We start from the raw sequence: 24,524 nt of genomic DNA on the forward strand, positions 1-24,524 counted from the left end.
ATTATCGTTGTCAGATCATCATACATTGTCAGCTGAAAAAATTATCTGCTGTAATTTGGTGCTTCTTTAGTGATCACCACATCATGTGGGTGATTTTCCTTCTGAGTAGCAGGAGATATTTTGATGAACTGTGCAGCTTGCAGTGTTTTTACATCTTTGGAACCGGTGAGGCCCATACCTGCACGCAGACCACCTACAAATTGCTGGATCACCTCAGACAGTAAACCTTTGTAAGGTACGCGGCCTACGATACCTTCCGGTACCAGTTTCTTAATATCGTCTTCTTCCTGGAAATAGCGGTCTTTACTACCTTCTACCATTGCTTCCAGTGAACCCATTCCACGATAGGATTTGAATTTACGGCCTTCGTAAATGATGGTTTCTCCGGGGCTTTCTTCCACACCTGCAAAGATGGAACCTGCCATGATACTGGATGCACCTGCAGCCAGGGCTTTAACCATATCACCTGTGTAACGGATACCGCCATCTGCGATCACCGGTACACCTGTTTTCTTCAACGCTTCAGCAGCCAGCATTACAGCGGAAAGTTGAGGGAAACCAGCGCCTGTTACTACGCGGGTAGTACAGATGGAACCAGGTCCTACACCGACTTTTACAGCATCTGCACCTGCATTTGCCAGTGCCAGTGCACCTTCGCCGGTAGCTACGTTACCAGCTATTACTTCGAGTTTCGGGAAAGCCTTTTTAAGTTTCTTGAGGCTGTTTATTACAGCGATGGAATGACCATGTGAGCTATCCAGGCAAACCACATCCACACCTACATTGATCAGCGCCTGCGCCCTGTCCAGTACATCGGGAGTGATACCGAGAGCAGCGCCTACTAACAAACGGCCGTAGGCGTCTTTTACAGCATTAGGATAGCTGGATACCTGCAGGATGTCCCTGTAAGTGATCAGTCCTACCAGTTTGCCGCTTTTGGCTACTACAGGAAGTTTCTCGATCTTATTCTGCTGAAGGATCTTTTCTGCTTTTTTCAGATCGGTTCCTTCCGGAGCAGTGATCAGGTTCTGTGATGTCATTACTTCACTTACCAGGCGTTTGTGATTTCTTTCAAAACGCAGGTCACGGTTAGTGAGAATACCTACCAGTTTACTTGCATCGTCTACAATAGGAATGCCACCGATGCTGTTTTCCTTCATCAGGCGGAGCGCTTCTCCGATCGTAGCATTTGCATGCAGGGTAACCGGGTCGAGTATCAGGCCGTTTTCACTGCGCTTTACTTTTCTCACCAGTTCTGCCTGTTTTTCAATGCTCATATTTTTATGCAGAATACCAATGCCCCCCTGACGAGCCAGTGAAATGGCCAGGTTAGCTTCAGTAACAGTATCCATGGCAGCAGACACCATTGGTATGTTAAGGCGTATGTTTTTGGTAAGTTGCGTTGAGATGTTTACGTCTCTGGGTAGTACCTCAGAGTAGGCTGGAACCAGGAGTACGTCATCAAAGGTAAGTCCGTCCTCTACAAATTTCGGTTTTGATTTTCCGGCAGGCATGTTGCAACTATTTGTCAGTTATTAAATAATTGCACGCAAATGTACACCTATTTAGGCAAACAGAAAAATGTTACCGTATTAAGTGATGTGCAGATCAGCATAACCGTGTTAAGGATCAATTAACCAGCTGGTATTTCTGTCCGGGTAAACCTCGCAGTACATGCTGCATTTCCAGTTTTAAAACAAGGGACGTTACCTGGCTGCCGGGCAAATGGCTTTCCTGGCGGAGTTGATCTATATGTTTTTCATCATCGCCTGTGAAGAGTGTCACAATATGTTGCTCGGCTTCATTAAGGGTAACAAACAGTTCCCGCTGTGGGTCCCGTCGTATTTTGGGTGAATGGTCATTATCCCATCCCATTGTCTGTAAAACGTCGGCAGCGCACGTAATAAGCATTGCCCGGTTGGTCCTGATCAGTTCATTACAACCGGCAGCATGTGGATCACCTATCCGCCCCGGAATAGCGAAAACGTCTTTATTATAACTATTGGCTATATCAGCAGTGATGAGTGAGCCTCCTTTGATACCACTTTCTATTACAATGGTTGCATCGGCAATACCGGCCACAATACGGTTGCGCATTGGAAAATGCTGTTTATCGGGTTGAGTGTCACTGAAGTATTCTGTAAGTAATCCTCCGTTTTCAATCATGGACATAGCTGTTCCCTGATGCTGCGGAGGGTAGATGCGGTCCAGCCCATGCGCCAATACGCCAATGGTAGGAATATTGTGCAGCAACGCTTGTCTGTGCGCAATGATGTCAACGCCGTAAGCCATACCGCTAACCACTATCACATTATGTGCAGCCAGCTCTTCCACCAATTTAGCGCATACCGTTTTTCCATATTCTCCCGGCGCTCTTGTACCCACAATACTGACGATCCTTCCTGCATTGAGATCAGCATTGCCTTTATAATACAGCATTACAGGACTATCAGCGCAATGTTTCAATCGTTGCGGATATGACGGACTGGTATAAAAGACAGGCTGTATTTCATGTTGCTCCATGAAGGCGATCTCATTATCTACCCGTTCATAGTCGCGGAATTGCCGGATAGCAGCAGCTCTTACAACACCAATATCAGGAATGCTCTCAAGCTCATGCTTGTCAGCTTCAAACACAGCACTGGCTGTACGGAAATGTGCGAGCAGCTTTTTGGCGACAATATCTCCTATCTGTGGAATTTGTGTGAGGGCCATCTGGTGGCGTAATTCCTCCTGCATAATGCTTATTTTTGCGGTTAACATATCTAAGATAAAACATCTTCCGTTTCCTCCCATGCGCTACAAAAATATTTTACTCACATGTGCATTGCTTACAGGTATGATTGCCTGTAAGACATCGCAGTTACCTGCTCCGCAGGCATCTTCGCCGACCGTTCTGCAACCTTATGGCCCTGCCTGGGCGGCGCTCTGGCAGCAGAAAGCAGCTGAATATAAAGCCTTGTGTTTTCAGGCTTATAACATTGCAAGGATAAGACTGGATGAAAGCTTGTCTCAACCTGCTACATTGCCGCTCGCTATCGTCACAGACATAGATGAGACAGTGCTGGATAACAGTCCGTATACAGTACATACCGCTTTGAAAGGAGAGGGGTATGCAGAAAAGACCTGGATGGAGTGGACGGCCAAAGCCATTGCTGATACGGTTCCCGGCGCATTGTCCTTTCTGCAGTATGCCGCTTCAAAAGGTGTACATGTCTTTTACATCACTAACCGCGCAGAGACAGAACGTATAGCAACATTACAGAATCTTCAACGCTGGCATTTCCCTGATGCTGATAATGAACATCTGTTGTTGAAAACCACAACTTCCGGTAAGGAAAGCCGCCGCCAGCAGGTAGCGCAGACGCATAAGATCGTTTTATTAATGGGGGATAACCTAAGTGACTTCGCAGTCATCTTCGATAAACAACCTGTCGATAAACGCGGGCAGATTACTATACAATCAGCTGCCGATTTCGGTAACCGTTTTATTGTATTACCTAATCCCATGTACGGTGATTGGTTACCTGCGATGTTCGAGTATAATTATAAGCGTACGCCGGCAGAAATGGATTCGTTACTGAAAGGGGCGTTAAAAGATTATAAATAAAAAAGATCAGGAATTAATGTGGCAATTACCTGCATTAATTCCTGATCTCTGATATCTGAAAGTATTTTCTTCGTTACAATTTCAGGATCTTAAACTCCGTCCTTCTGTTCGCAGCCCTTCCGCCCGGAGTATTATTCTCCGCAACAGGTTGCGTCTCTCCATAACCTTTGGCCTGCAGCCTTTCAGCCGGTATACCCTTATCTACAAGGTATTTCACTACGGCTTGTGCACGGCGTTCCGACAGGATCATGTTGTCCTTATCCATACCGATGTTATCTGTATGCCCGCTGATCTCAGTGATCAGGGTCGGGTTCTCCTGCATTAACGCTAACAGTTTGTTCAACTCTACTTCTGAACCCGGCTTGAGTGTAAATTGTCTGGTATCAAAGAAGATGTTGTACAATACCATTACAGCACTTGTATCCAATGGCACCAGCGGAATGTCTCTCACAAACATTGAATCGCTCGGCATATTCTTAAGAGAAAAATTATCTGAATAGAACAGATAGCCTTTACGGTTTACATTGAAGGCATAGTCTTTACCAGTTGGTAATGGCACCATATAGTTGCCTACTCTGTCAGTACGAACAGTGGCAGCTATTTTTCCTGTTTCCAGGTCAAACAGTTCAACATTACCGATCAGTCTGCGTTTTGTCTTCGCATCGTACACATAACCTCTTACAAACAGTGTTCTCATCGGACGTGCTTCCGGATACAGCTCAAAGCTGTAAATATCAAGCGCTCCGCGGCTATCAGATCTATCCGACGCGAAATAAGCAGTTTTACCATCTGCTGCAACAACGAGACTTGCATCTTCGTCGGCAGTGTTGATAGGATAACCCAGATTTACTGCGGGTCCCCAGCTACCATCAGGCTGACGGCGTGAAAAGAAGATATCCATATCACCAAAGCCCGGATGGCCGTTAGAAGCAAAATACAGGGTCTGATTGTCCGGATGTATGAAAGGAGTGGCTTCACGGCCAGATGTATTGATATTGGAATCCAGTCTTTCCGGGTATCCCCATTTACCATTAGCTTGCAACCTGCTCATGAAGATCTCAGAGCCTGCGTCCGGCGTTTCACGGGCAAAGTACAGGGTCTGTTTATCTGCAGATAAACTTGGTTGTGAATCCCAGTCGCGCGTATTGATAGGAGAGCCCATGTTCATTGGTTCCACCCACAATCCTTCTTCTGTCCTGATAGAGTAGTAGATGTCACAGCTTCCTCTTCCACCCGGGAAGTTGCAGCCGGTGAACACCAGCATATTCCCATCCTGGGAGATGTTTTGTCCTCCTTCATTGTTGGATGTATTTACCGGTGAGCCGAAGCTATAGGCTGGCATCCAGCCCAGGCTATCATCTTTTTCAGACACATAAAAATCTTCATTCTTATTGTTCACACGACGGGTAAAGACAAGCGTACGGCCATCAATGGTCAGGGACGGGAAATATTCAGGGTCCTTAGTATTAATACTGTCCCCCATATTACGCGGCTTGAACGGCACTGGCTTGGAAGCTGCTTTGGCAGCGAATTCATAGGCTTTCTCAAGCGCTTCGGCCCTGGGATTTTTTGCCTTGTTAGTCTGATTGAACAACTTAACGGTAGCCAGTGCCTCGCTGAAACGTCCTTCACCGGCCAATGCTTTAGCGTAAGGCAGCATAGCTGGTCTGGTGGATGGACTATCAAGTCTTTTCAGTATTTCGTAGTTAGTGATGGCTTCCTTGTACATCTTCATTTCCGCATACGTGATGGTCATCTGCCCGTAAGCGTCTGTGAATCCCGGTTCCTGCCGCACAGCATCTTTCAGCAGATCAATAGCGTCTGTCATACGGTATTCCCTTACCGCCATCTGAGCATCATCAAAACTTTTCTGCGCTTTCTTTTTTGCATTCTCATATGTTATGACCTGGGCGCTCAGTTCCAGACATAGCAAAATGCAACTGCTCATCAATAGGAGGACTCTATTCATAACTTAGATTGGCTTGGCCGCCAATATATGAAAAAAACCACAAATGTAATGTGATAAAGTGATGTAGGGTCGTGGCTTTAAGGTACGTTAATGTACTTATGCACCTGCAAAGAGAGCTGCCACTTGGGATTTTCCTTTATGTAGTCAATGATCAGAGGAGTGATCTGGGCAGCACGGTCCCATTCCGGCTGCAGGTAGAGTTTGCAATGAGGGCCTGCCAGTGCTGCGTATTGTTCAGCCCAGGCGAAATCACTTTTGTTGAAGATCACCACTTTCAGTTCGTGGGCCACGCTGCATATCTCCGGAAGAGGGGCCTTGAACTTTTTAGGGGAGAGTGTGATCCAGTCCCAGTTACCACTTAGAGGGGATGAACCGGAAGTCTCCATATGTGTACGGAAACCTTCCTTGTGCAGGGCAGCTGTCAGGGCATCCAGGTTGTGCATAAGGGGCTCGCCACCTGTGATCACTGCAATACGGCCTGGGTGTACTGCTGCATCCTGTACGAGGGTATCAATAGCAAGCAGCGGATGACGGGAGGCATCCCAGCTATCTTTCACGTCACACCAATGACAACCTACATCACATCCGCCCAGACGTATAAAATACGCAGCCTGACCCTGGTAGTTTCCTTCACCCTGCAGGGTGTAGAAACGTTCCATTACAGGAAGCTGAAGAGATGTTGCGATATCGGCTGTTATTGTTGACATTTTACAAAGTTACGTAAATGGGAGAGATCCTTTCGTTTCATCCCCCGGAAATGCAGAACGCTTAACACTTTATAGGCTGTGAGGCATACAAAGTGTTAAGCGTTTTACAGGATATTTTTAGTTCATGTTTACCTTCTGGCCCAGAGAAGCATGGTAGGTGTTTTTGAGCAATGCTGCAATGGTCATAGGACCAACACCACCTGGCACCGGTGTAATGAAACTGGTTTTTGGCGCAACTGCGTTGTAATCTACGTCACCCACCAGTCTGAAGCCGCTCTTTTTGCTGGCGTCTTCAATGCGGTTGATACCTACGTCGATCACTACTGCTCCTTCTTTTACCATATCTGCTGTTACGAAGTTCGGACGGCCTATCGCTGCCACGATGATATCTGCCTGGAGACAGATTTCCTTCAGGTTAGCTGTCTGCGAGTGGGTCAATGTCACTGTACAGTTACCGGGATTGGCGTTACGGCTAAGCAGTATGCTCATGGGCGTACCTACGATATGACTGCGGCCGATCACTACAGCATGTTTCCCTTTTGTAGGAATGTTGTAGTGCTCAAGCATCAGCATAATGCCGTAAGGTGTTGCCGGAATGTAAGTAGGCAGTCCTGCTACCATTTTACCGACATTCATGGGATGGAAGCCATCTACATCCTTGCTCGGATCAATGGTGTTGATCACCAGTTCTTCGTTAATATGTTTAGGAAGAGGAAGTTGTACGAGTATACCGTCAATATCTGCATTTTCATTCAGCAATGTGATATTGTCCAGTAAATGCTTTTCAGAAATCTTCGCATCAAAGCGTAAAAGGGTGGAGTGAAAACCGATCTCGGCGCAGGATTTTACCTTAGATGCCACATAAGTTTCGCTGGCCGGATTATTACCAACCAGGATGGCTGCCAGGTGAGGAACCTTTTCGCCCAACGCTTTCAATTCAGTTACCTTATCTGCCAATTGGGCCTTAACAGCCGCTGAAACAAGTTTACCGTCTAAAATTTGCATGCGCAAAGGTAGGTATTTCCTTTCAAGTTCCGCAAAACAAGTTCCCTGTCAAGAATATGAATAGGTCACTTGTTTTGCGACAGGTACAACCTGTACAATCATCGAACTTGTAATAGTAGTGGAAATTTTAAAGGCAGGGCTTGGTCGCCCAATATAGCTAAATTCTTGGAGATGCAGATAAAATTTCCGGTGTTGCCTGATCGGCATACTTCTCAAAATTGCGTACGAACTTCTGTCCCAGCTCATTAGCCTGTTTGTCATATGCCGCTTTATCGGCCCAGGTGTTGGACGGGTCCAGTAATTCCGCCGGTACGCCCGGACAGGACTCAGGTATAGAGAATCCAAAAACGGGATGGTCCTTATAAGCAAGTTTGTCCAGTTGTCCCTTCAGCGCGGCAGCTACCATGGCGCGGGTATAGGAAAGTTTGATACGTTGACCGGTGCCGTATGCACCTCCTGTCCAGCCGGTATTGACCAGCCACACTTTTGCTTTATGACGGCGCAGTTTTTCGCCCAGCATGGAGGCATATTTAACAGGATGTAACGGCAGGAAAGGAGCGCCAAAGCAGGTGCTGAAAGTAGTTGTAGGTTCAGTAATGCCAGCTTCAGTTCCGGCTACCCTGGCGGTATAACCGGAGATGAACTGATACATAGCCTGTTCAGGCGTAAGCCTGGAAATAGGCGGCAGGACGCCATAAGCATCACATGTAAGCAGGAAAATATTTTCGGGAATGTTACCTATCGATGGTATCAGTGCATTATCGATGTAATGTAGCGGATAAGATACACGCGTATTTTCAGTGATGCACTTATCTGCATAGTTCACATCTGTAGTACCTGTATAGCAGCGTACATTTTCGAGCAATGCGCCTTCGCGGATAGCATGAAATATCTGCGGTTCTTTTTCTTCACTCAGGTCAATACATTTCGCGTAACAACCACCTTCAAAATTGAAGATGTTATCGGCTGCCCAGCCATGTTCATCGTCGCCGATCAGCTTACGTTCGGGGTCTGCGCTCAGGGTCGTTTTACCCGTGCCGCTCAATCCGAAGAAAATAGCAGTATCACCTTTTTCTCCCTGGTTTGCAGAACAGTGCATACTTAATACCCCATGTTCCTGAGGAAGTATATAATTGAGAATAGTGAAAATACCTTTTTTGATCTCACCGGTATAAGCTGTTCCGCCGATGATGATCATCTTCCTGCTGAAATTGACAACGGCAAAATTAGCCTGACGCGTACCGTCCGTAGCGGGATCCGCCAGGCAGCCAGGCGCCTGGATAATGGTCCATTCCGGATGCATGTAATCCAGCTCTTCTTCAATAGGCCGCAGGAACATGTTGTAGGCAAACAGGTTGGCCCAGGGCGTTTCAGTGATCACCTTAATGTTCACACGGTATGCAGGATCGGCACAGGCGTACCCATCACGTACCCATACGTCTTTGCCGGCAAAGTAGCCGGTGATCTTTTCATAAAGCTTATCAAAAACGCCAGGGTTAACCGGAATGTTGAAATCATTCCAGTTAACTGTAGCAGTTGTAAGCTCATCTTTTACAATAAATTTGTCTTTGGGAGCCCGACCGGTGAATTGTCCGGTGTTCACGGCAAGAGCGCCGTTGCTGGTGATGATTCCCTGTCCTGAAGCAACTGTTTGTGCGATCAGTTCTGTTGGCTCCAGCTGGTAGAAAATACGATTCGTCTGCCTGATACCTAACTCTAATAGGTCGGCAACAGGATTCCTTACACTGCTCACTTGCATGGTAAGATTGTTTTGGTGTAGTAAGCAAATCTAGGCTTTTTTTAATATTTTCAAATTAAAGGCTGCAGATTTGGTTAAATTTAGAAATTGTAACTGCTAAATGGATATTCGTTTGATAATTATCTAAAATGGATCTGACTGTTTTGCAAGAAACGGTAAAGAATTAAGTGGTGTCAATACACTTATTGTCGCACCGGGGTACAAGTATATTTCATTATATTACAGTCCGCTAAATGTTATTTGATATTTATTTCTATCCATTTCTATTCTTCACCTATTCTGTATCTAGCTATAAAAACATTACGCTGGGTTCCCTTTAACAGGGACCCGGACCAACGTAATAACAATACGTAAACAGGAAGTCCCTGACTATAAAAGAGAAGGTGGTGATTATTGTGAAATTCAGTAGGTTTGACGCGCATTTTACATACACCACCGTAAAAAAAGAATATGAAAAATTTACCATTAGACTCTCAGATCTTCATTAAGAACCGCCAGCGCTTTATTGCAGAAATGCAGCCTCAGTCCATTGCCATCATTAATTCTAACGATGAATTACCTACCAATGGCGACGCTTTGCATAAGTTCCAGCAGAATGCAGATCTGTATTGGCTGACAGGTATCGAGCAGGAGGATACGATGGTTATCTTGTACCCCGACAATCCGGATCCTAAATACAGGGAAGTACTGGTCCTCGTACGTCCCAACGAGCTAAAAGAAAAGTGGGATGGTCACCGCCTGAGAAAGGATGAGGCATTCGCTGCTTCCGGTATTTCTACCGTTGTATGGCTGGACTCCCTGGATGCTTTACTGCAACCCTGGATTCATGACGCTACCAATATTTACCTGAACACTAATGAAAATAACCGCAAATCCAGCCTGGTGCCGGTAAGGGATTACCGCTATGCAGAAGAACTGCGCAGCCGATACCCTTTGCACAATTACCTGCGTGCGGCGGTAATATTCAAAAAACTGCGTGCTGTTAAGTCGTCCGAAGAAGTGACCGTGCTGCAGCAGGCAATAGATATCACTGAAAAGACCTTTCGCCGTTTGCTGCAGTTCATCCGTCCCGGTGTATGGGAACATGAGATCCATGCCGAGATCCTTCATGAGTTCCTGCGTAACAGGTCGGACGGAGAAGCGTACGGTTCCATTATTGCAAGTGGAGACCGGGCACGTATCCTCCACTATATATTTAATAACCAGGAGTGTAAAGACGGTGAATTGATCCTGATGGATTTTGGAGCTGCCTATGGCGGCTACAATGCCGATCTTACCCGTACCGTTCCGGTAAATGGTAAGTTCACTGCCCGTCAGCGGGAGGTATACGATGCCTGTCTGCATCTGCATAACTATGCAAAATCTATTCTCAGGCCAGGTCTGACCATTGCGAAATATCATGATATGGTAGGCGTCGAGGCAGGAAAACAGTTTGTGAAGATCGGACTGCTGAAAGAGGAAGACATTAAGAACCAGGACCCTGAAGCGCCGGCTTACCGCAAATACCTGTACCACGGTATCTCTCACCATCTGGGAGTAGGGGTGCATGACCTGGGTCCGTCCTTCCATCAGCCTATCCCGGAAAATTCCGTGATGACGGTGGAACCTGGTATCTATATTGAGGAAGAACAAATGGGTATACGTATTGAGAACAATATCTGGCTGACAGCAGGTGGAAATGTAGACCTTATGAAGAATATTCCGATTACTGCCGATGAGATAGAGTCATTGATGAAGAAATAGTATATATATTTACTAAATATTTAATGCTAAAACTGCGATCGTCTATGGAGAGCATTTCCATAGACGATCGGCTTGAATACAAATGAAGCAACTACCTAACATCCTTACTCTCAGTAACCTTTTTTGCGGCGCCCTTGCCGTTATCTATATCCTGCATGCTCCGCAGTATATCGCGGAGTTCAACGGAGTGGAGTATACAATTACAAACCCGGAACCGGTTTACTGGGCGTCTGCCCTCGTGGTGCTGGCGGCTTTATTTGACTTTACCGACGGACTTGCTGCCAGATGGCTCAAATTGCAATCGCCTTTCGGCCGTGAGCTGGATTCGCTGGCTGACATGATCACCTTCGGACTGGTTCCCGGCCTGATGCTGTTCCGCCTGTTGCGTAGTGCCTATATGCGTATGCCGGATGTATTTGACGTTTCTTACGTAAACCTGGCGCCTGCACTGCTGGTACCCTGCTTTGCCGCTTACAGACTGGCCAAGTTCAACCTGGATACCCGTCAGTCAGAAAATTTTATAGGTATACCTACACCGGCAGTTGGCCTCCTGGTAGCTTCATTCCCACTGATCATTTTATATAATCCTTTCAACCTGGCCCACTGGCTACAGAATATCTGGGTATTATATACGATTATCGCCCTGCTGTGTTACCTGATGGTAGCCGAAATTCCCATGCTAAGCCTGAAGTTCAAGAGCCTGCAGATCAAGCCTAACTGGGCCCGTTTTGTGCTGGTGGCATTGTCAATAGCAGGTATTCCTGTGCTGAAATTTGCGACCGTGCCTTTTGTGTTTGTATGCTACGTTCTGCTCTCTCTTGTGTCAAAACCTTCTACCGGTAATGCCGTTAAGTAGTTGTTTTTTGCGATTTATGTCTTAGGTTTGCGTCAAAATTTTTAAAAAATGACGTTTACTGCACATATTAATGTGATGCCGCTGAAAGAATTACTGGACCCTCAGGGTAAGGCGGTAATGAGTGGTTTAAAGAACCTGGGCATCAACAATGTACACGACGTAAGGATTGGAAAACATATCACCTTGCAGATAGATGCAGCTACCAAAGAAGAAGCTAAACAACTGGCTGAAAATGCCTGTCAGAAACTGCTGGCAAACCAGGTAATGGAGTCTTTTGAAGTAAGCATCCAGTAAAAAACAGCAATTACGGATTACGAATGTCGAATTACGAATGAGCCTATAGCATCTAAGATCATCGCTGCATGTCATTCGTAATTCGTAATTTGTAATCCGCAATTGTATGAAGTTATATCTTGTTCCTTCTCCCATAGGCAATCTCGCCGATATCACCTACCGCGCAGTCAAAGTACTGGAAGAAGCGGCCCTGGTGCTGGCGGAAGATACCCGCACCTCAGGGGTCTTATTGAAGCATTACAATATCAATAAGCCCATTACACCCTACCATCAGCATAACGAACATAAAGTATTACAGCACCTTGTACAGCAATTACAGGCAGGTAAAACGATGGCCCTGATCACAGATGCAGGTACGCCGGGAGTTTCCGATCCTGGTTTTTTGCTGGTACGCGAATGTATCAGGGCCGGTGTTCCCGTGGAATGTTTGCCGGGAGCTACGGCTTTCGTGCCCGCACTCGTCAATAGCGGCATCCCGATGAACCGTTTTTCTTTCGAAGGATTTCCTCCTTTGAAGAAAGGACGGCATACATTGTTCACCCAGCTGGCTACGGATGAGCGTACACTGGTATTTTACGAATCTCCTCAACGCCTGGTCAGAACATTGGCCGACCTGATCGGATATTTCGGGCCGGACCGTCAATGTTGTGTAAGCCGGGAACTTACCAAGATGTTTGAAGAAAATAAAAGAGGTACTTTACAGGAAGTACATGATTATTTTAACGAGAAAGGCGTCAAGGGGGAAATCGTCCTGATCGTGGAGGGCAAGTCTTAGCACCCGGTAATCAACCTAAAAACGTAAACTACTAATACAGGAATGAAGCAAACAACGAAATGCCTGCTGGTATGCCTGCTGGTAGCCGGCTGGCATACTGCAGAGGCCCAGTCTGACCGCTGGCAGCAAAGAGTAAAGTATGTAATGGACATAAATATGGATGTTGCTGCCAATCGCTTTAGCGGCAAGCAGAAATTGCAGTATACCAATAACTCTCCTGACACACTTTATAAGGTCTTTTATCACCTGTACTGGAACGCGTTCCAGCCCGGCAGTATGATGGACGTACGCAGCCGTGAACTAGGGCAGACAGTGCTGTATAAAGATAAGAACGGAAATGAAAAGCGTGATTGGGATGGCCGTGTAACTGATCGTATCTCGAAGCTGCAACCCGATCAGATAGGTTATCAGAAAATACTGTCTTTGAAAAGAGATGGCGCCAATCAGCAATATAACGTGATCGGTACCATCCTCGAAGTACCGCTGGCTAAACCGGTCCTGCCTCATAGTACCACTACTTTTGATATGGAGTTTGAAGCACAGGTGCCGGTACAGATCCGCCGTAGCGGACGTAATAACTCTGAAGGAGTGGATTACTCCATGGCGCAATGGTACCCTAAGATGTGTGAGTACGATTATGAAGGATGGCATCCGACTCCTTATATCGCACGTGAGTTCTACGGCATTTGGGGAGACTATGAAGTGAACATCGCGATTGATAAAAAGTTTGTCGTAGCTGCTACAGGATCTCTGCAGAATCCTAACCAGATCGGACATGGATATGAAATGACCGGTAGCAAGGTACTGCGCCCTGCCGGTGAGAAACTGACCTGGCGTTTCGTTGCACCTAACGTACATGATTTTGTTTGGGCCGCTGATCCTGATTATAAACATATCACCCAGCAGGTGGATGGCTTCACAGCGCACTTCTTCTACATAGAGAATGAGATCACCAAAACTACATGGCCTGCATTAGCTAAAATGATCCCTGATGCCTATAAATACATCAAGGCACATTATGGTCCCTATCCTTACAAAAGCTATTCCTTCATACAGGGAGGCGATGGTGGTATGGAATATCCGATGGCTACGCTGATCATGGGTAACGGCAAGCTGGAAGGTTTATACGGCCTCGCCGCGCATGAGTGGATGCATACCTGGTACCAGGGCATGCTGGCTACGAATGAAAGTCTCTATCCGTGGATGGACGAAGGCTTCACTACTTTCGCAGAAAATAATGTAGTGTTCCATACACTGGATTCACTGAAAACGCCTACTGCACAAACAAGTGCATACAACGGTTATTTTGCTTTGCTGAGAAGTGGTTATGAAGAGCCGTTAAGCACACATTCCGATCACTATAACAGTAACTATGGTTATAGTCTTTCCGCCTATTCAAAAGGCGCCGTATTCCTCGAACAACTGGGTTACATCATCGGTGCTTCTGCGCGTGATAAAGGCCTCCTGAAATACTATTGGGAATGGCGTTTCAAACATCCTAACGTGAATGATTTTGTTCGCGTAATGGAAAAGGAGAGTGGCCTGCAATTGGATTGGTACAAGCAATACTTCGTGTACACTACCAAGCATATCGACTATGCTGTTGATAGCGCATTTGAAAGTAATGGAAAGACCTTTGTAAGACTACAACGTGTGGACAATATGCCGATGCCGATAGATCTGTTGATCACAGGTAAAGACGGCAAAAAAGTAATGCATTACATCCCTATGTCACTGATGTTTGGTTCCAAGCCTAATGAAGATAGTAGCATACCTCGCGTAGTGCATGACTACTGGCCGTGGACAAACAGAACATATGACGTGGAAGTGAATATTCCGTTGAGTGAGATCGTAAAGATCGAGATTGATCCCAGCGAGAGAATGGCTGATGTGAACAGGAATAATAATGTGATGAACAGATAGTATTTCCCGGATATAATAGGAAAAAAGGGTATAGCCATCCGGTTATACCTTTTTTATTGCCCTGAAAAAAGCAAGCCAATACCAACTGTAACCCTTACGGTATCGTTCAGGTTTCTATATCTCCATATCGCGAAACCGTCATCTGGCCGTCACTTTACCGTCATCTGTATATCCCTTCGATATAGAGATGACGGTAAAATGATATGGAAGTGACGGTAAAGCGATATGGACGTAGCGATAAAAGACCCTGTCCTAAAAGCTTTTAGGGTGTCTAAATAGGCCAAAACTGTCGTTTTTTAGGGGTTAAACCGTGTTTATGGGTGTTATTGTCCCCGAAATGTCGGAGGAGGAAGAAAGGGGAAACCGGATTGTTCAATGTTCTCTAAAACACAAAGGCTGCTCCTCACGGAACAGCCTTCATATGACAATAGTCTATCTATCTAAAAAACAAGCGCACTATTCTAAGATATCACAATCAAACCCCTGCTTCTTCACGAAATCGATCACGTCATTTTCCTGTACACTCATCTCAGTGATGCGTAAAACTTTATCGCAGTCTTCCAGGTCAACATGACATTGACCTACTTCAAACCTGTTACGGATAGCCTGCAGAATATTTTGCCTGTCTTCGTGTGTAGCTATATTGGTTTTGAATATACCTATCATGGCAAATGGTGTTATGTGGTTTACAGCTAACATTATTGATTTGTTTCTGTTTTCGGTTGATCTTTTTGTTCATCGTAAAAGCTCTCATTTCCCCAACGGTTGCTGATGCTGCAGCGGCGCATTTTCTCGCGTAATTTCTCTTTTTCTTCTTCTGACATATGCTCCATTCTTTCCATCATCTTTCTGCGCCACTGTTGTTTGGCTCTCATACCCCATGGGCCGCCGCCATTACCATGCCATCCGAAGATCAATTTGCCAAGCAGGCAGAGACCGATGGCTTGCCAGAAGGTGATAATCGGACCATGGAAAAGATCTGGTATCAGGCAGTTCCAGAGGAGTTGTACAGAGAAGCCGATTGCACAAACGAAGAGGATGCCAAGTACAATGAACTTGAACACATGTGCGATCTTTGGAACACGACGTTGCATATATAATGTTTTTAATCTTTTAAAAGTTCTTTGTACAGTTCCGCCAGCCGTTCCCGTAGGTACAGCACTGCATATCTTTTTCTGGATAATAAGGTATTGACGGAAATACCAGTTTCGGCAGACATTTCCTTAAAGGACTTGCCTTCTATTTCATGTTGCAGGAACACCATGCGCTGCTCCTCGGGCAATTCATCAATAGCTTCCATAATAGACTCTGCTATTACTTTACGGGTCATGGGCGCATCAGTTAGCGCACCCGGGTCAGCTATCATTTCTGAAAGGAACAGGGTTTCTTCTCCATCTTGCTCACGGGTATGCTCGCTGAATGTGGATTCTCTCTTTTTACGGAACCAGTCGGTGATCTTATTACGGGTTACAGTGAATAACCAGGCGGTCATGGAGTCGATCTGACTACCCAACCGGGAATATTCTGTAAACTGGTAAAAAACGTCCTGTAAAATATCTTCCGCGTCAGCCACATTATTTACCCGCTTCCGGATAAAATGGAGTAAGCGTTTGCGCTCCTGTCGCACCGTTTCCTGGATGCGCTCATTTTGTTCTGCAGCCATAGCCAGAGGCGTTTTTTTAAGGAGCAATTCTTTCATCTTACTATAGGGAGACGAAAAAAAAGATTGGATATTTTACAGTTTACGAAGTTTTTATAATATTTCCTGGCTTCTTTTAACAGATTGGTTGATTCTCAGTTATTTATTTACAACAACAATATGTTTTTCCTGAAAAAATTCTTCCGGGAACAACTTAAAGATGTTCGTCATACGGGGGCGTACGCCACTCTCCGCTACTTCTTCCGTCAGGTCTCCGCCTTTCAGGCAGATAAGGCCAGGCTGCTGCTCATGAGCCGGAGCTTTCTTTAATACCGGCTTGCTCCAGCGCCACAGGTCTTTCAGGGGGGCTACCGCCCTTGAAACGACGATGTCGAACTTCCGGTCCTTAATGTCTTCCACACGCGTATGGGCGGAAGTCACATTTTGTAATCCAAGTGCTTCAGATACTCCCTGCACAACTTTGATCTTTTTGCCAATAGAATCCACCAGGTGGAACTTAACCTCCGGGAAAAAGATGGCCAGAGGAATTCCCGGGAAACCGCCGCCTGTTCCCAGGTCGAGGATCTGGGTGCCTGCCGGGAAGTCAGCAATGGCTGCTATACTCAGGGAGTGCAATACATGTTTCTCATACAACGCATCAATATCCTTACGGGAGATCACATTGATCTTCTCATTCCATTCCTGGTATAAACCGGCTAATGCTTCCAATTGCTGCAACTGTGTTTCCGTAAAGTCTGAAAAGTATTTGAGTACGATATCCATGATGTAGTGATCTGTAAATTGGTGCAAATGTAAAGAGCTTGCGCCAATAAAAAACGGCTGCCTCTCTGAGACAGCCGTCTGGTATATCTTTATCAGGGCCTACCACCTGTTCTTTGACTTGAACATCAGGGCAGGTGTGAAGATCAGGTAATAAATGAACATAAAGAAGTCCATGAACAGGCTGAACTTGAAGAGGTCCGCCTCATCCAGCTTACGCATCGCCATAAAGGAAATGACAGATTGCAGCAGCAGTTTACCTCCGAAGACGCTCAGCGTATACATGCGGAGCGGCTCGTAGAAAACGCTTGCAGCGAATAATGGATAGAAGAGGAAGTGACTCAGAGAAAACAGGCCCAACAGGAGCTTATGTCCGAAACGGTAATGTTTACCCGTAGACATATGCCTTGTTTTCTGCTGGAACCATTTCTTCCAGCTTGTTTTAGGCTCTGAGTAAGTGAATGCCTGTTTGTTGATCACTACCCCAACATTTCGGCTATTGGCGGCAGCATTGACAAACAGATCATCATCGCCGGAGGCAATATGATGATGCGCAGTAAACCCTTTATGACGGTTGAACAGTTCGCGTTTGTATGCCAGGTTACGGCCCACTCCCATATAGGTAATACCGCTCAGTGCAAAAGACAGGTATTGTAATGCACTGAAATAAGTTTCATAACGGATCACTTTGTTCAGCAGGCCCGGTTTCTTCTCGTAGGGGCTGTAACCCAGTACGATCTCTTTTCCTTCAGTAAATCCCTGGCTCATCAGTGACAACCAATAGGTGCTGGATGGTTTGCAATCAGCATCTGTCAGCAATATGTTTTCGTATTTGGCACTTCTGATGCCCATAGAGAGCGGGAATTTTTTTCCGGGGATGAACTTGGCGGCTTGTTTGATCTCGATATGGCGGTAGTGGGGATATCCGGGTTCGATGGAGCGGAGGTAATATTTCGTATCGTCTTCAGAATTATCATTGACAACGATCACCTCATAGGCCGGCTTTTTCTTGTCGTGATATCGCTGAAGCAATACCGAGGGCAGGTTCTTCTGAAGGTTCAGCTCCTCGTCTTTGGCGCAGATGATAACAGAACACTCCGTATCGGGATCGATATCATTTTCGAAGGTACGGCGATAAAAAGCTACCCGGGAAAAGAAGAACAGGTAATACAATATTTGTATGGCTGCAACGGTAGCAAAGGCGTAAAAGGCTAATAAGCCCAAGTTATACAACATAGCAACAGCAAATATATACGTTTTGTGTTATCTGTATAAGCCTGTGGAAAAAAAGATTTTTAAAAAGGAATAAGGCTAACATATCCCCCGGTTGTCTGCCGCTTTCCCGGCCCGTCATGAAGCTTTCTGCATAATTCCCCTTATTTTTGCCCCCTGAAAATGGCAGGAATTGCCTCAAGCTTTCAGTATACCGAGATGATTTTTGAACTGACAACAACAGATAGCAACAGTAAAGCCCGTGCCGGCGTGATCACCACCGGTCATGGGAAGATCGAAACGCCTATTTTTATGCCGGTAGGCACCGTAGGCAGTGTAAAGGCAGTGACGCAGGAACAGTTGCGCGACGATGTGCAGGCTCAGATCATCCTGGGTAACACCTATCACCTGTATCTCCGTCCCGGAATGGACGTACTGTCACAGGCGGGCGGACTACATAAATTCAATGGCTGGGACAGACCCCTGCTGACGGATAGCGGTGGTTACCAGGTCTTTTCACTGGCTGCCAATCGCAAGATCAAGGAGGAAGGTGTTGTATTCCAGTCTCATATCGATGGGTCCCGCCACCTGTTCACTCCTGAGAACGTGATGGATATCCAGCGCACTATCGGGGCCGATATTATCATGGCCTTCGATGAATGCCCGCCATACCCTTCAGAATACCGCTACGCGAAAAAGTCTATGGAACTGACCCACCGCTGGCTGGACCGCTGTATCAAACGCATGGCGGAAACTCAACCCGCTTATGGTCACGAACAGACGCTTTTCCCGATCGTACAGGGCAGCACCTATAAAGACCTGCGTACCATCTCCGCTACGGAGATCGCTGCCAGGGAATGTGCAGGCAATGCCATCGGTGGACTGAGCGTAGGAGAGCCGGAGCAGGACATGTACGAAATGTGCGGTCTGGTATGCGACATTCTGCCGGAACAGAAACCCCGTTACCTGATGGGCGTAGGCACTCCCTGGAATATCCTGGAAAACATCGCCCTGGGTGTGGATATGTTCGACTGTGTGATGCCAACCCGTAACGGACGTAATGGAATGCTGTTCACCTGGAATGGGGTGATCAATATAAAAAACAAGAAATGGGCGACCGATTTTACCCCGGTAGATGAGAATAGCCCATGCTTTGCCAGCAGCCGGTACAGCAAAGCCTACCTGCGCCATTTATTTGCCGCCGGAGAGATCCTGGGTATGCAGCTGGCCAGCATCCATAATATCGCCTTTTACCTGGAACTGGTGAAAGAAGCCAGGAAACAGATCCTGGCAGGTAACTATGCCACCTGGAAAAATAGTATGGTGCCACAGTTGAAACAAAGACTTTAGATTTATATTATCTTGCCGTTATATGACAAAGATAGACTGGTATATCCTGCGTAAGTTCATAGGTACCTTTATTTACTCCCTCATGATCCTGCTCGTCATTTCCGTGGTGATAGACGTGACGGAGAAGATAGACGACTTCATGAGCAACAACCTGTCTTTCTACACCATCGTAGTTGACTACTACTTCGGCTTTATTCCTCATATCGCCGCATTGTTGTTCCCGCTCTTCATTTTCATATCGGTGATCTTCTTTACCTCCAAAATGGCTTACCGGACGGAAATTGTGGCCATTTTGTGTAGTGGGGTGAGCTTCCGCCGCTTTTTACGTCCGTACTGGGTAGGCGCTATCCTTTTCGGAGGCTTGTTGTGGCTGGGGAACAGGTGGACCGTGCCGATCGCCAATAAGATAAGGACCAAGTTTGAAGCCGATTACGTACATAAAAAGAAGGTCCAGGTGAACATGTATGACAAGACCATCCGTGTGGACAGTTTCACCTATGTGACATTCGGGTCTTATGACCCCAATTATAAAAGTGGCGGTAACTTCCTGCTGGAGGATGTACGCGGACAGAACATCATGTTCAAAATGAAGGCCGACCGCGTAACCTGGGATTCCACCACAGGAAAGTGGAAGCTGGACTATGTGACCATGCGTACCATTAACGGGCTGAAAGAATACTGGTGGACAAAGCCGGATACTTCGATCAAGATCGCCCTGAACCCTAAAGAGATGTATGAAGAAAAGAATATGCAGGAAGCCATGACCACGCCCGAGCTGGACAAGTTCATAGCCAGGGAGGAGTTAAGGGGAGCTGAAGGTTTGAATATATTCTACGTTGAAAAATACAGGCGTACGGCTTCATCCGGAGCGGTGATCATCCTGACGCTGATCGGTGGGATCATTGCCTCTAAGAAAGTAAGAGGAGGAAGCGGATTGCACCTTGCTGTTGGAATAGTGATCAGCGCCAGCTACATTATCTTCCTGCAGTTTTCCACGGTATTTTCTATTAAGGCAGACCTCAATCCCTTACTGGCAGTGTGGATACCCAATTTCCTGTTCGGCGGGCTGGCCTTCTGGCTCTATCTGAGGGCGCCGAAATAGAAAATTTCACATTTCTTTAATTTATTGTGTTAACAATAATATTTACTTATTTGTATATTGGAAATCAGTTGGTTCAAAGTTATGAAGGTTATTACTATCTGTAATTCCACGAATTGTAAGCTGCTAAGTTTTCAACAAATCATTACTTTTGACAATTGATCCGATTTTTTGTTATCATTACCTAATCAACAGTTTAAAATGGGGTATATAAAAGAAAAATTCAAGGTAAAGGCCGATGAGCTCAATGCGGAAGTGAAGGACCTCGTGAAGAACCATGGCAATAAGAAGATAGAGGATGTTACATTGGCACAAGTCTATCAGGGTATGCGCGGCATAACCGGCCTGGTGACAGAAACATCATTGCTGGATGCAAACGAAGGGATCCGTTTCCGTGGATATTCTATTCCGGAACTGCGGGAGAAAATGCCGAAAGTTAAAGGTGGCGCCGAGCCTTTGCCGGAAGGATTATTTTACCTGATGTTGATTGGAGAACTGCCGGCTGAAGCCGATGTTCAGCACCTCTCTAACCAGTGGGCCCGCCGTTCTCACGTGCCTAACCACGTTTTTGCTGCTATTGACGCTTTGCCGGTAAGCACACACCCGATGACCATGTTCACCGTAGGTGTAATGGCTATGCAAACAGAATCTGGATTTGCGAAAGCATATGCAGAAGGCATGAACAAAAAAGATTACTGGAGTTACATGTATGACGATGCAATGGATCTCATTGCCCGTCTGCCACGTATCGCTGCTTATATCTATCGCCGTAAATACAAAGGTGGTAACCACATACAGCCTAACGGTCTGCTGGACTGGGCTGGTAACTTCGCTCACATGCTGGGTTATGAAGACGAAGGTTTCAAAGAACTGATGCGTCTTTACATGACCATTCATGCTGACCACGAAGGTGGTAACGTAAGTGCCCACACTACTCACCTCGTAGGTTCTGCACTCAGCGATCCTTACCTGTCATTTGCTGCAGGTATGAACGGCCTGGCAGGTCCGCTGCATGGTCTGGCTAACCAGGAAGTGATCAAGTGGATCCTCGATATGCGCGAAGAACTGGGTGGTGGTATGCCAACCAAACAGCAGATCGAAGACTACGTACGCAAGACCCTTTCTGAAGGTAAGGTAGTACCAGGTTACGGTCACGCAGTATTGCGTAAAACCGACCCTCGTTTCACTGCTCAGATGGAGTTCGCAAAGAAACACCTGTCTGATGATGAACTGGTACGTATCGTATGGCTGGTATATGAAACTGTACCACCGATCCTGGAAAGCCTCGGTAAGATCAAGAACCCATGGCCTAACGTAGATGCACATTCCGGTGCGCTGTTGGTTCACTATGGCCTGGTTGAATATGAATTCTACACCGTATTATTCGGCGTATCCCGTGCGCTGGGTGTACTGGCTTCCCTGTGTTGGGACCGTGCACTTGGTTTCTCACTCGAAAGACCTAAATCCGTTACTACAGAATGGATGAAACAGTTCGTGGAAGGCAAGGTGGAAGCTGAGTAAAACGTTACTTGCTAACAATATTTTAAAAGGTAAATAGTGTATGCTGTTTACCTTTTATTTTTGTACCTGCTTAAGAGAAAAAAAGCCAGACCTTTAAAACGTAAAATTGCATGTTCGCAGGCCGGGAATAACTTCAGTGCCTGTGGAACGTAGTCTATGGATTTCAAGAACGCCATATTATCCAATCCGATAGAATACCTGAAGGGAGTAGGCCCGCAGCGGGGAGAACTGCTGCGTAAAGAAATAGGCGTGCATACCTTCAGGGACCTGCTGTACTATTTTCCCTTCCGCTATGTAGATCGTACAAAAGTGGAAAAGGTTATCAGTCTGCATATGCAGATGGATTATGTACAGATCCGGGGAAAGATCACGCGTCTTGAAGTGATAGGAGATAAGCGTGCGAAAAGGCTGGTGGCTAACCTGCGGGATGAGACGGGAGAGATCTCCCTGGTATGGTTCCAGGGATGGCAGTGGATGGAGAAAACATTGCAGCAGAATGTATCCTACCTGGTGTTCGGAAAGATCTCCGTATTCAATGGTTATCTGCAGATGTCCCATCCTGAAATGGACCTGCTCACAGAAGAAATAGCTACCGGGAAACCTTTCCTGGAGCCTGTATATTATACGACCGAAAAACTGAAGGCAAGAGGGCTGACTGCAAAGGCTATCGGCAAGCTCACAAAAGGACTGCTGGAACAGTTATCTCCCGGTGAGATCCCGGAAAATATCCCGGTACCCGTGTTGCAGCAATACCGGTTGATGGACAGAGCAAAAGCTTATTTTAAGATCCACCTGCCGGCAGGAGAAGATGACGCCAATCAGGCCCGTCGCCGCTTGAAGTTTGAAGAGCTGTTCCTGGCACAGATCAGGATCTGCCGGTTGAAGATCAGACGGCAACAGCTGTCGCATGGTTTTATCTTCAATACAGTGGGGGAAGCTTTTAATACTTTTTATAACCATCACCTGCCTTTCTCTCTGACAGGAGCGCAGAAGCGCGTACTGAAAGAGATCCGCCAGGATACTACTACCGGCCGGCAAATGAACCGCCTGATACAGGGGGACGTGGGTAGCGGTAAAACAATGGTTGCCCTGCTCACCATGCTGCTGGCGGTCGATAACGGTTTCCAGGCCTGCCTGATGGCGCCTACCGAGATCCTGTCACAACAGCATTATAAAAGCATTGCCGGATTGCTGGAGAACATGCCGGTGAAAGTGGCCCTGCTTACCGGGAACGTGAAAGGGAAGGCCCGCAAACAGATCCTGAAAGAGGTCGCGGATGGCGAGATCCATCTGCTGATCGGTACCCATGCCCTCCTGGAAAACCAGGTTGTGTTTAAGAACCTGGGTATGGCCATTGTGGATGAACAGCATCGTTTTGGTGTGGCCCAGCGCGCACGCCTCTGGGAAAAAAATACGATGCCCCCGCATATACTTGTCATGACGGCCACCCCGATCCCCCGTACCCTGGCGATGACCGTGTATGGAGACCTGGACGTATCTGTGATAGACGAACTTCCTCCCGGTCGTAAGCCCATCACAACAGTGCATCGCACAGAGTTCCAGCGGCCGCAGGTCATGGACTTTATCAAAGACGAGATCCGTAAAGGCCGGCAGGCATATATCGTGTATCCGTTGATCGAAGATTCGGAAACACTTGATTACGAGAACCTGATGAAGGGATATGAGGAAGTGAAAGCCTTCTTCCCCGAGCCCCAGTATTATATCAGCATGGTACACGGCCGCCAACCCGTGGACATGAAGGAAACTAATATGCAGCGTTTTGTAAAAGGCGATACGCAGATCATGGTCGCAACTACCGTTATCGAGGTGGGAGTGAACGTACCCAATGCTTCCGTGATGGTCATTGAAAGTACGGAAAGGTTTGGCCTCTCCCAGCTGCACCAGCTACGCGGCCGTGTGGGCAGGGGAGCGGAGCAGTCTTTCTGTATCCTTATGACGGGTAACAAGGTCGGTGCTGACTCCAAGGAGCGCATACAGGTGATGGTGCAAACAAATGACGGTTTCGTGATATCGGAAAAAGATATGGAATTACGGGGTCCTGGCGACATTGAAGGCACCCGCCAGAGCGGGCTACTTGATCTGAAACTGGCTGATATTGTTGAGGACAGGCCGATACTGGAAGCCGCACGCGCCAGTGCGGAGAAAATACTACAGGAAGACCCTGACCTGTCAACGCCTGAGAATCAATCCTTACAGCAGTTTCTGGCTGCACAGCAAGGAAAATCTCAGTGGAGTAAAATTTCCTGAGCCACTTTTACGTT

Annotated in this window: 21 protein-coding genes; 10 read left to right on the top strand and 11 right to left on the bottom strand. The window is 46.6% G+C overall.

Going from position 1 to position 24,524, the window contains the following annotated elements; translation table 11 throughout:
* Positions 1–41: 41 nt before the first annotated feature.
* Both guaB and dprA read right to left on the bottom strand, forming a co-directional pair.
* Positions 42–1,514 (bottom strand): IMP dehydrogenase, encoded by a 1,473-nt coding sequence (gene guaB, locus C7475_RS25255; RefSeq protein WP_110056200.1) that lies wholly within the window; start codon positions 1,512–1,514, stop codon positions 42–44.
* Between the two features lie 115 nt (positions 1,515–1,629).
* Positions 1,630–2,739: a DNA-processing protein DprA gene (gene dprA / locus C7475_RS25260; RefSeq protein ID WP_233259960.1), complete on the bottom strand. Its 1,110-nt coding sequence runs from the start codon at positions 2,737–2,739 to the stop codon at positions 1,630–1,632.
* Positions 2,740–2,794: 55 nt separating this feature from the next.
* Between dprA and C7475_RS25265 the strand changes: the two genes are divergently transcribed.
* The gene (locus C7475_RS25265) at positions 2,795–3,610 is read left to right on the top strand and encodes a 5'-nucleotidase, lipoprotein e(P4) family (protein WP_110056201.1); all 816 of its coding nucleotides are present in this window, start codon (positions 2,795–2,797) and stop codon (positions 3,608–3,610) included.
* Positions 3,611–3,683: 73 nt separating this feature from the next.
* Here the strand turns inward: C7475_RS25265 and C7475_RS25270 are convergent, their stop codons facing one another.
* The 4 genes from C7475_RS25270 to pckA form a co-directional block, all read right to left on the bottom strand.
* Positions 3,684–5,579 (bottom strand): OmpA family protein, encoded by a 1,896-nt coding sequence (locus tag C7475_RS25270; RefSeq protein WP_110056202.1) that lies wholly within the window; start codon positions 5,577–5,579, stop codon positions 3,684–3,686.
* Positions 5,580–5,656: 77 nt separating this feature from the next.
* Complete coding sequence (locus C7475_RS25275; RefSeq protein ID WP_110056203.1) at positions 5,657–6,286, bottom strand: 7-carboxy-7-deazaguanine synthase QueE; 630 nt, start codon at positions 6,284–6,286, stop codon at positions 5,657–5,659.
* 117 nt (positions 6,287–6,403) lie between these two features.
* On the bottom strand, positions 6,404–7,291 hold the full coding sequence (gene folD, locus C7475_RS25280; RefSeq protein WP_110056204.1) for a bifunctional methylenetetrahydrofolate dehydrogenase/methenyltetrahydrofolate cyclohydrolase FolD: 888 nt from the start codon (positions 7,289–7,291) through the stop codon (positions 6,404–6,406).
* A 157-nt stretch (positions 7,292–7,448) separates the two neighbouring features.
* Positions 7,449–9,050, bottom strand: coding sequence for a phosphoenolpyruvate carboxykinase (ATP) (pckA, locus tag C7475_RS25285; protein WP_110056205.1), 1,602 nt, complete (start codon positions 9,048–9,050; stop codon positions 7,449–7,451).
* Positions 9,051–9,500: 450 nt separating this feature from the next.
* Here pckA and C7475_RS25290 point away from each other — a divergent pair, with 450 nt between their 5' ends.
* From C7475_RS25290 to C7475_RS25310, 5 genes are all read left to right on the top strand, one after another.
* A complete protein-coding gene (locus C7475_RS25290) occupies positions 9,501–10,793 on the top strand; it encodes an aminopeptidase P N-terminal domain-containing protein (protein ID WP_110056206.1) in 1,293 nt (430 codons plus the stop codon).
* An 82-nt stretch (positions 10,794–10,875) separates the two neighbouring features.
* Complete coding sequence (locus C7475_RS25295) at positions 10,876–11,649, top strand: phosphatidylcholine/phosphatidylserine synthase (RefSeq protein ID WP_110056207.1); 774 nt, start codon at positions 10,876–10,878, stop codon at positions 11,647–11,649.
* Positions 11,650–11,697: 48 nt separating this feature from the next.
* Positions 11,698–11,943, top strand: coding sequence for a phosphoribosylformylglycinamidine synthase subunit PurS (gene purS / locus C7475_RS25300; protein ID WP_110056208.1), 246 nt, complete (start codon positions 11,698–11,700; stop codon positions 11,941–11,943).
* 106 nt (positions 11,944–12,049) lie between these two features.
* Positions 12,050–12,718 (top strand): 16S rRNA (cytidine(1402)-2'-O)-methyltransferase, encoded by a 669-nt coding sequence (gene rsmI, locus C7475_RS25305; RefSeq protein ID WP_110056209.1) that lies wholly within the window; start codon positions 12,050–12,052, stop codon positions 12,716–12,718.
* Between the two features lie 42 nt (positions 12,719–12,760).
* Positions 12,761–14,641, top strand: a complete 1,881-nt coding sequence (locus tag C7475_RS25310) for a M1 family metallopeptidase (protein ID WP_110056210.1) — start codon at positions 12,761–12,763, stop codon at positions 14,639–14,641.
* Positions 14,642–15,097: 456 nt separating this feature from the next.
* Here C7475_RS25310 and C7475_RS25315 read toward each other — a convergent pair whose 3' ends face one another.
* The 5 genes from C7475_RS25315 to C7475_RS25335 all read right to left on the bottom strand — a co-directional run bounded on the left by C7475_RS25315 (position 15,098) and on the right by C7475_RS25335 (position 18,296).
* Positions 15,098–15,307, bottom strand: coding sequence for a hypothetical protein (locus tag C7475_RS25315; RefSeq protein ID WP_110056445.1), 210 nt, complete (start codon positions 15,305–15,307; stop codon positions 15,098–15,100).
* A gap of 32 nt (positions 15,308–15,339) precedes the next feature.
* Positions 15,340–15,735, bottom strand: coding sequence for a hypothetical protein (locus C7475_RS25320; RefSeq protein ID WP_199236288.1), 396 nt, complete (start codon positions 15,733–15,735; stop codon positions 15,340–15,342).
* An 11-nt stretch (positions 15,736–15,746) separates the two neighbouring features.
* Complete coding sequence (locus C7475_RS25325; protein ID WP_110056446.1) at positions 15,747–16,304, bottom strand: RNA polymerase sigma factor; 558 nt, start codon at positions 16,302–16,304, stop codon at positions 15,747–15,749.
* Positions 16,305–16,439: 135 nt separating this feature from the next.
* A complete protein-coding gene (gene rsmG / locus C7475_RS25330; protein ID WP_110056211.1) occupies positions 16,440–17,063 on the bottom strand; it encodes a 16S rRNA (guanine(527)-N(7))-methyltransferase RsmG in 624 nt (207 codons plus the stop codon).
* A 99-nt stretch (positions 17,064–17,162) separates the two neighbouring features.
* On the bottom strand, positions 17,163–18,296 hold the full coding sequence (locus C7475_RS25335; RefSeq protein ID WP_110056212.1) for a glycosyltransferase: 1,134 nt from the start codon (positions 18,294–18,296) through the stop codon (positions 17,163–17,165).
* Positions 18,297–18,491: 195 nt separating this feature from the next.
* Between C7475_RS25335 and tgt the strand changes: the two genes are divergently transcribed.
* The 4 genes from tgt (at position 18,492) to recG (ending at position 24,510) form a co-directional block, all read left to right on the top strand.
* Entirely contained in the window at positions 18,492–19,622 is a 1,131-nt protein-coding gene (gene tgt / locus C7475_RS25340; RefSeq protein WP_110056447.1) for a tRNA guanosine(34) transglycosylase Tgt, read from the top strand.
* A gap of 22 nt (positions 19,623–19,644) precedes the next feature.
* Positions 19,645–20,724, top strand: coding sequence for an LptF/LptG family permease (locus tag C7475_RS25345; RefSeq protein ID WP_110056213.1), 1,080 nt, complete (start codon positions 19,645–19,647; stop codon positions 20,722–20,724).
* Positions 20,725–20,922: 198 nt separating this feature from the next.
* On the top strand, positions 20,923–22,242 hold the full coding sequence (locus C7475_RS25350; protein WP_110056214.1) for a citrate (Si)-synthase, eukaryotic: 1,320 nt from the start codon (positions 20,923–20,925) through the stop codon (positions 22,240–22,242).
* Between the two features lie 156 nt (positions 22,243–22,398).
* Complete coding sequence (gene recG / locus C7475_RS25355) at positions 22,399–24,510, top strand: ATP-dependent DNA helicase RecG (RefSeq protein WP_110056215.1); 2,112 nt, start codon at positions 22,399–22,401, stop codon at positions 24,508–24,510.
* Positions 24,511–24,524 lie beyond the last annotated feature (14 nt).

The sequence above is a fragment of the Chitinophaga sp. S165 genome (assembly GCF_003182155.1).
In the GTDB taxonomy this organism is placed as follows: domain Bacteria; phylum Bacteroidota; class Bacteroidia; order Chitinophagales; family Chitinophagaceae; genus Chitinophaga.

Coding starts and splice junctions, on each gene's coding strand:
- guaB (WP_110056200.1), bottom strand. CDS start 1,514: ATGCCTGCCGGAAAATCAAAACCGAAATTTGTAGAGGACGGACTTACC.
- dprA (WP_233259960.1), bottom strand. CDS start 2,739: ATGCAGGAGGAATTACGCCACCAGATGGCCCTCACACAAATTCCACAG.
- C7475_RS25265 (WP_110056201.1), top strand. CDS start 2,795: ATGCGCTACAAAAATATTTTACTCACATGTGCATTGCTTACAGGTATG.
- C7475_RS25270 (WP_110056202.1), bottom strand. CDS start 5,579: ATGAATAGAGTCCTCCTATTGATGAGCAGTTGCATTTTGCTATGTCTG.
- C7475_RS25275 (WP_110056203.1), bottom strand. CDS start 6,286: ATGTCAACAATAACAGCCGATATCGCAACATCTCTTCAGCTTCCTGTA.
- folD (WP_110056204.1), bottom strand. CDS start 7,291: ATGCAAATTTTAGACGGTAAACTTGTTTCAGCGGCTGTTAAGGCCCAA.
- pckA (WP_110056205.1), bottom strand. CDS start 9,050: ATGCAAGTGAGCAGTGTAAGGAATCCTGTTGCCGACCTATTAGAGTTA.
- C7475_RS25290 (WP_110056206.1), top strand. CDS start 9,501: ATGAAAAATTTACCATTAGACTCTCAGATCTTCATTAAGAACCGCCAG.
- C7475_RS25295 (WP_110056207.1), top strand. CDS start 10,876: ATGAAGCAACTACCTAACATCCTTACTCTCAGTAACCTTTTTTGCGGC.
- purS (WP_110056208.1), top strand. CDS start 11,698: ATGACGTTTACTGCACATATTAATGTGATGCCGCTGAAAGAATTACTG.
- rsmI (WP_110056209.1), top strand. CDS start 12,050: ATGAAGTTATATCTTGTTCCTTCTCCCATAGGCAATCTCGCCGATATC.
- C7475_RS25310 (WP_110056210.1), top strand. CDS start 12,761: ATGAAGCAAACAACGAAATGCCTGCTGGTATGCCTGCTGGTAGCCGGC.
- C7475_RS25315 (WP_110056445.1), bottom strand. CDS start 15,307: ATGATAGGTATATTCAAAACCAATATAGCTACACACGAAGACAGGCAA.
- C7475_RS25320 (WP_199236288.1), bottom strand. CDS start 15,735: ATGCAACGTCGTGTTCCAAAGATCGCACATGTGTTCAAGTTCATTGTA.
- C7475_RS25325 (WP_110056446.1), bottom strand. CDS start 16,304: ATGGCTGCAGAACAAAATGAGCGCATCCAGGAAACGGTGCGACAGGAG.
- rsmG (WP_110056211.1), bottom strand. CDS start 17,063: ATGGATATCGTACTCAAATACTTTTCAGACTTTACGGAAACACAGTTG.
- C7475_RS25335 (WP_110056212.1), bottom strand. CDS start 18,296: ATGTTGTATAACTTGGGCTTATTAGCCTTTTACGCCTTTGCTACCGTT.
- tgt (WP_110056447.1), top strand. CDS start 18,492: ATGATTTTTGAACTGACAACAACAGATAGCAACAGTAAAGCCCGTGCC.
- C7475_RS25345 (WP_110056213.1), top strand. CDS start 19,645: ATGACAAAGATAGACTGGTATATCCTGCGTAAGTTCATAGGTACCTTT.
- C7475_RS25350 (WP_110056214.1), top strand. CDS start 20,923: ATGGGGTATATAAAAGAAAAATTCAAGGTAAAGGCCGATGAGCTCAAT.
- recG (WP_110056215.1), top strand. CDS start 22,399: ATGGATTTCAAGAACGCCATATTATCCAATCCGATAGAATACCTGAAG.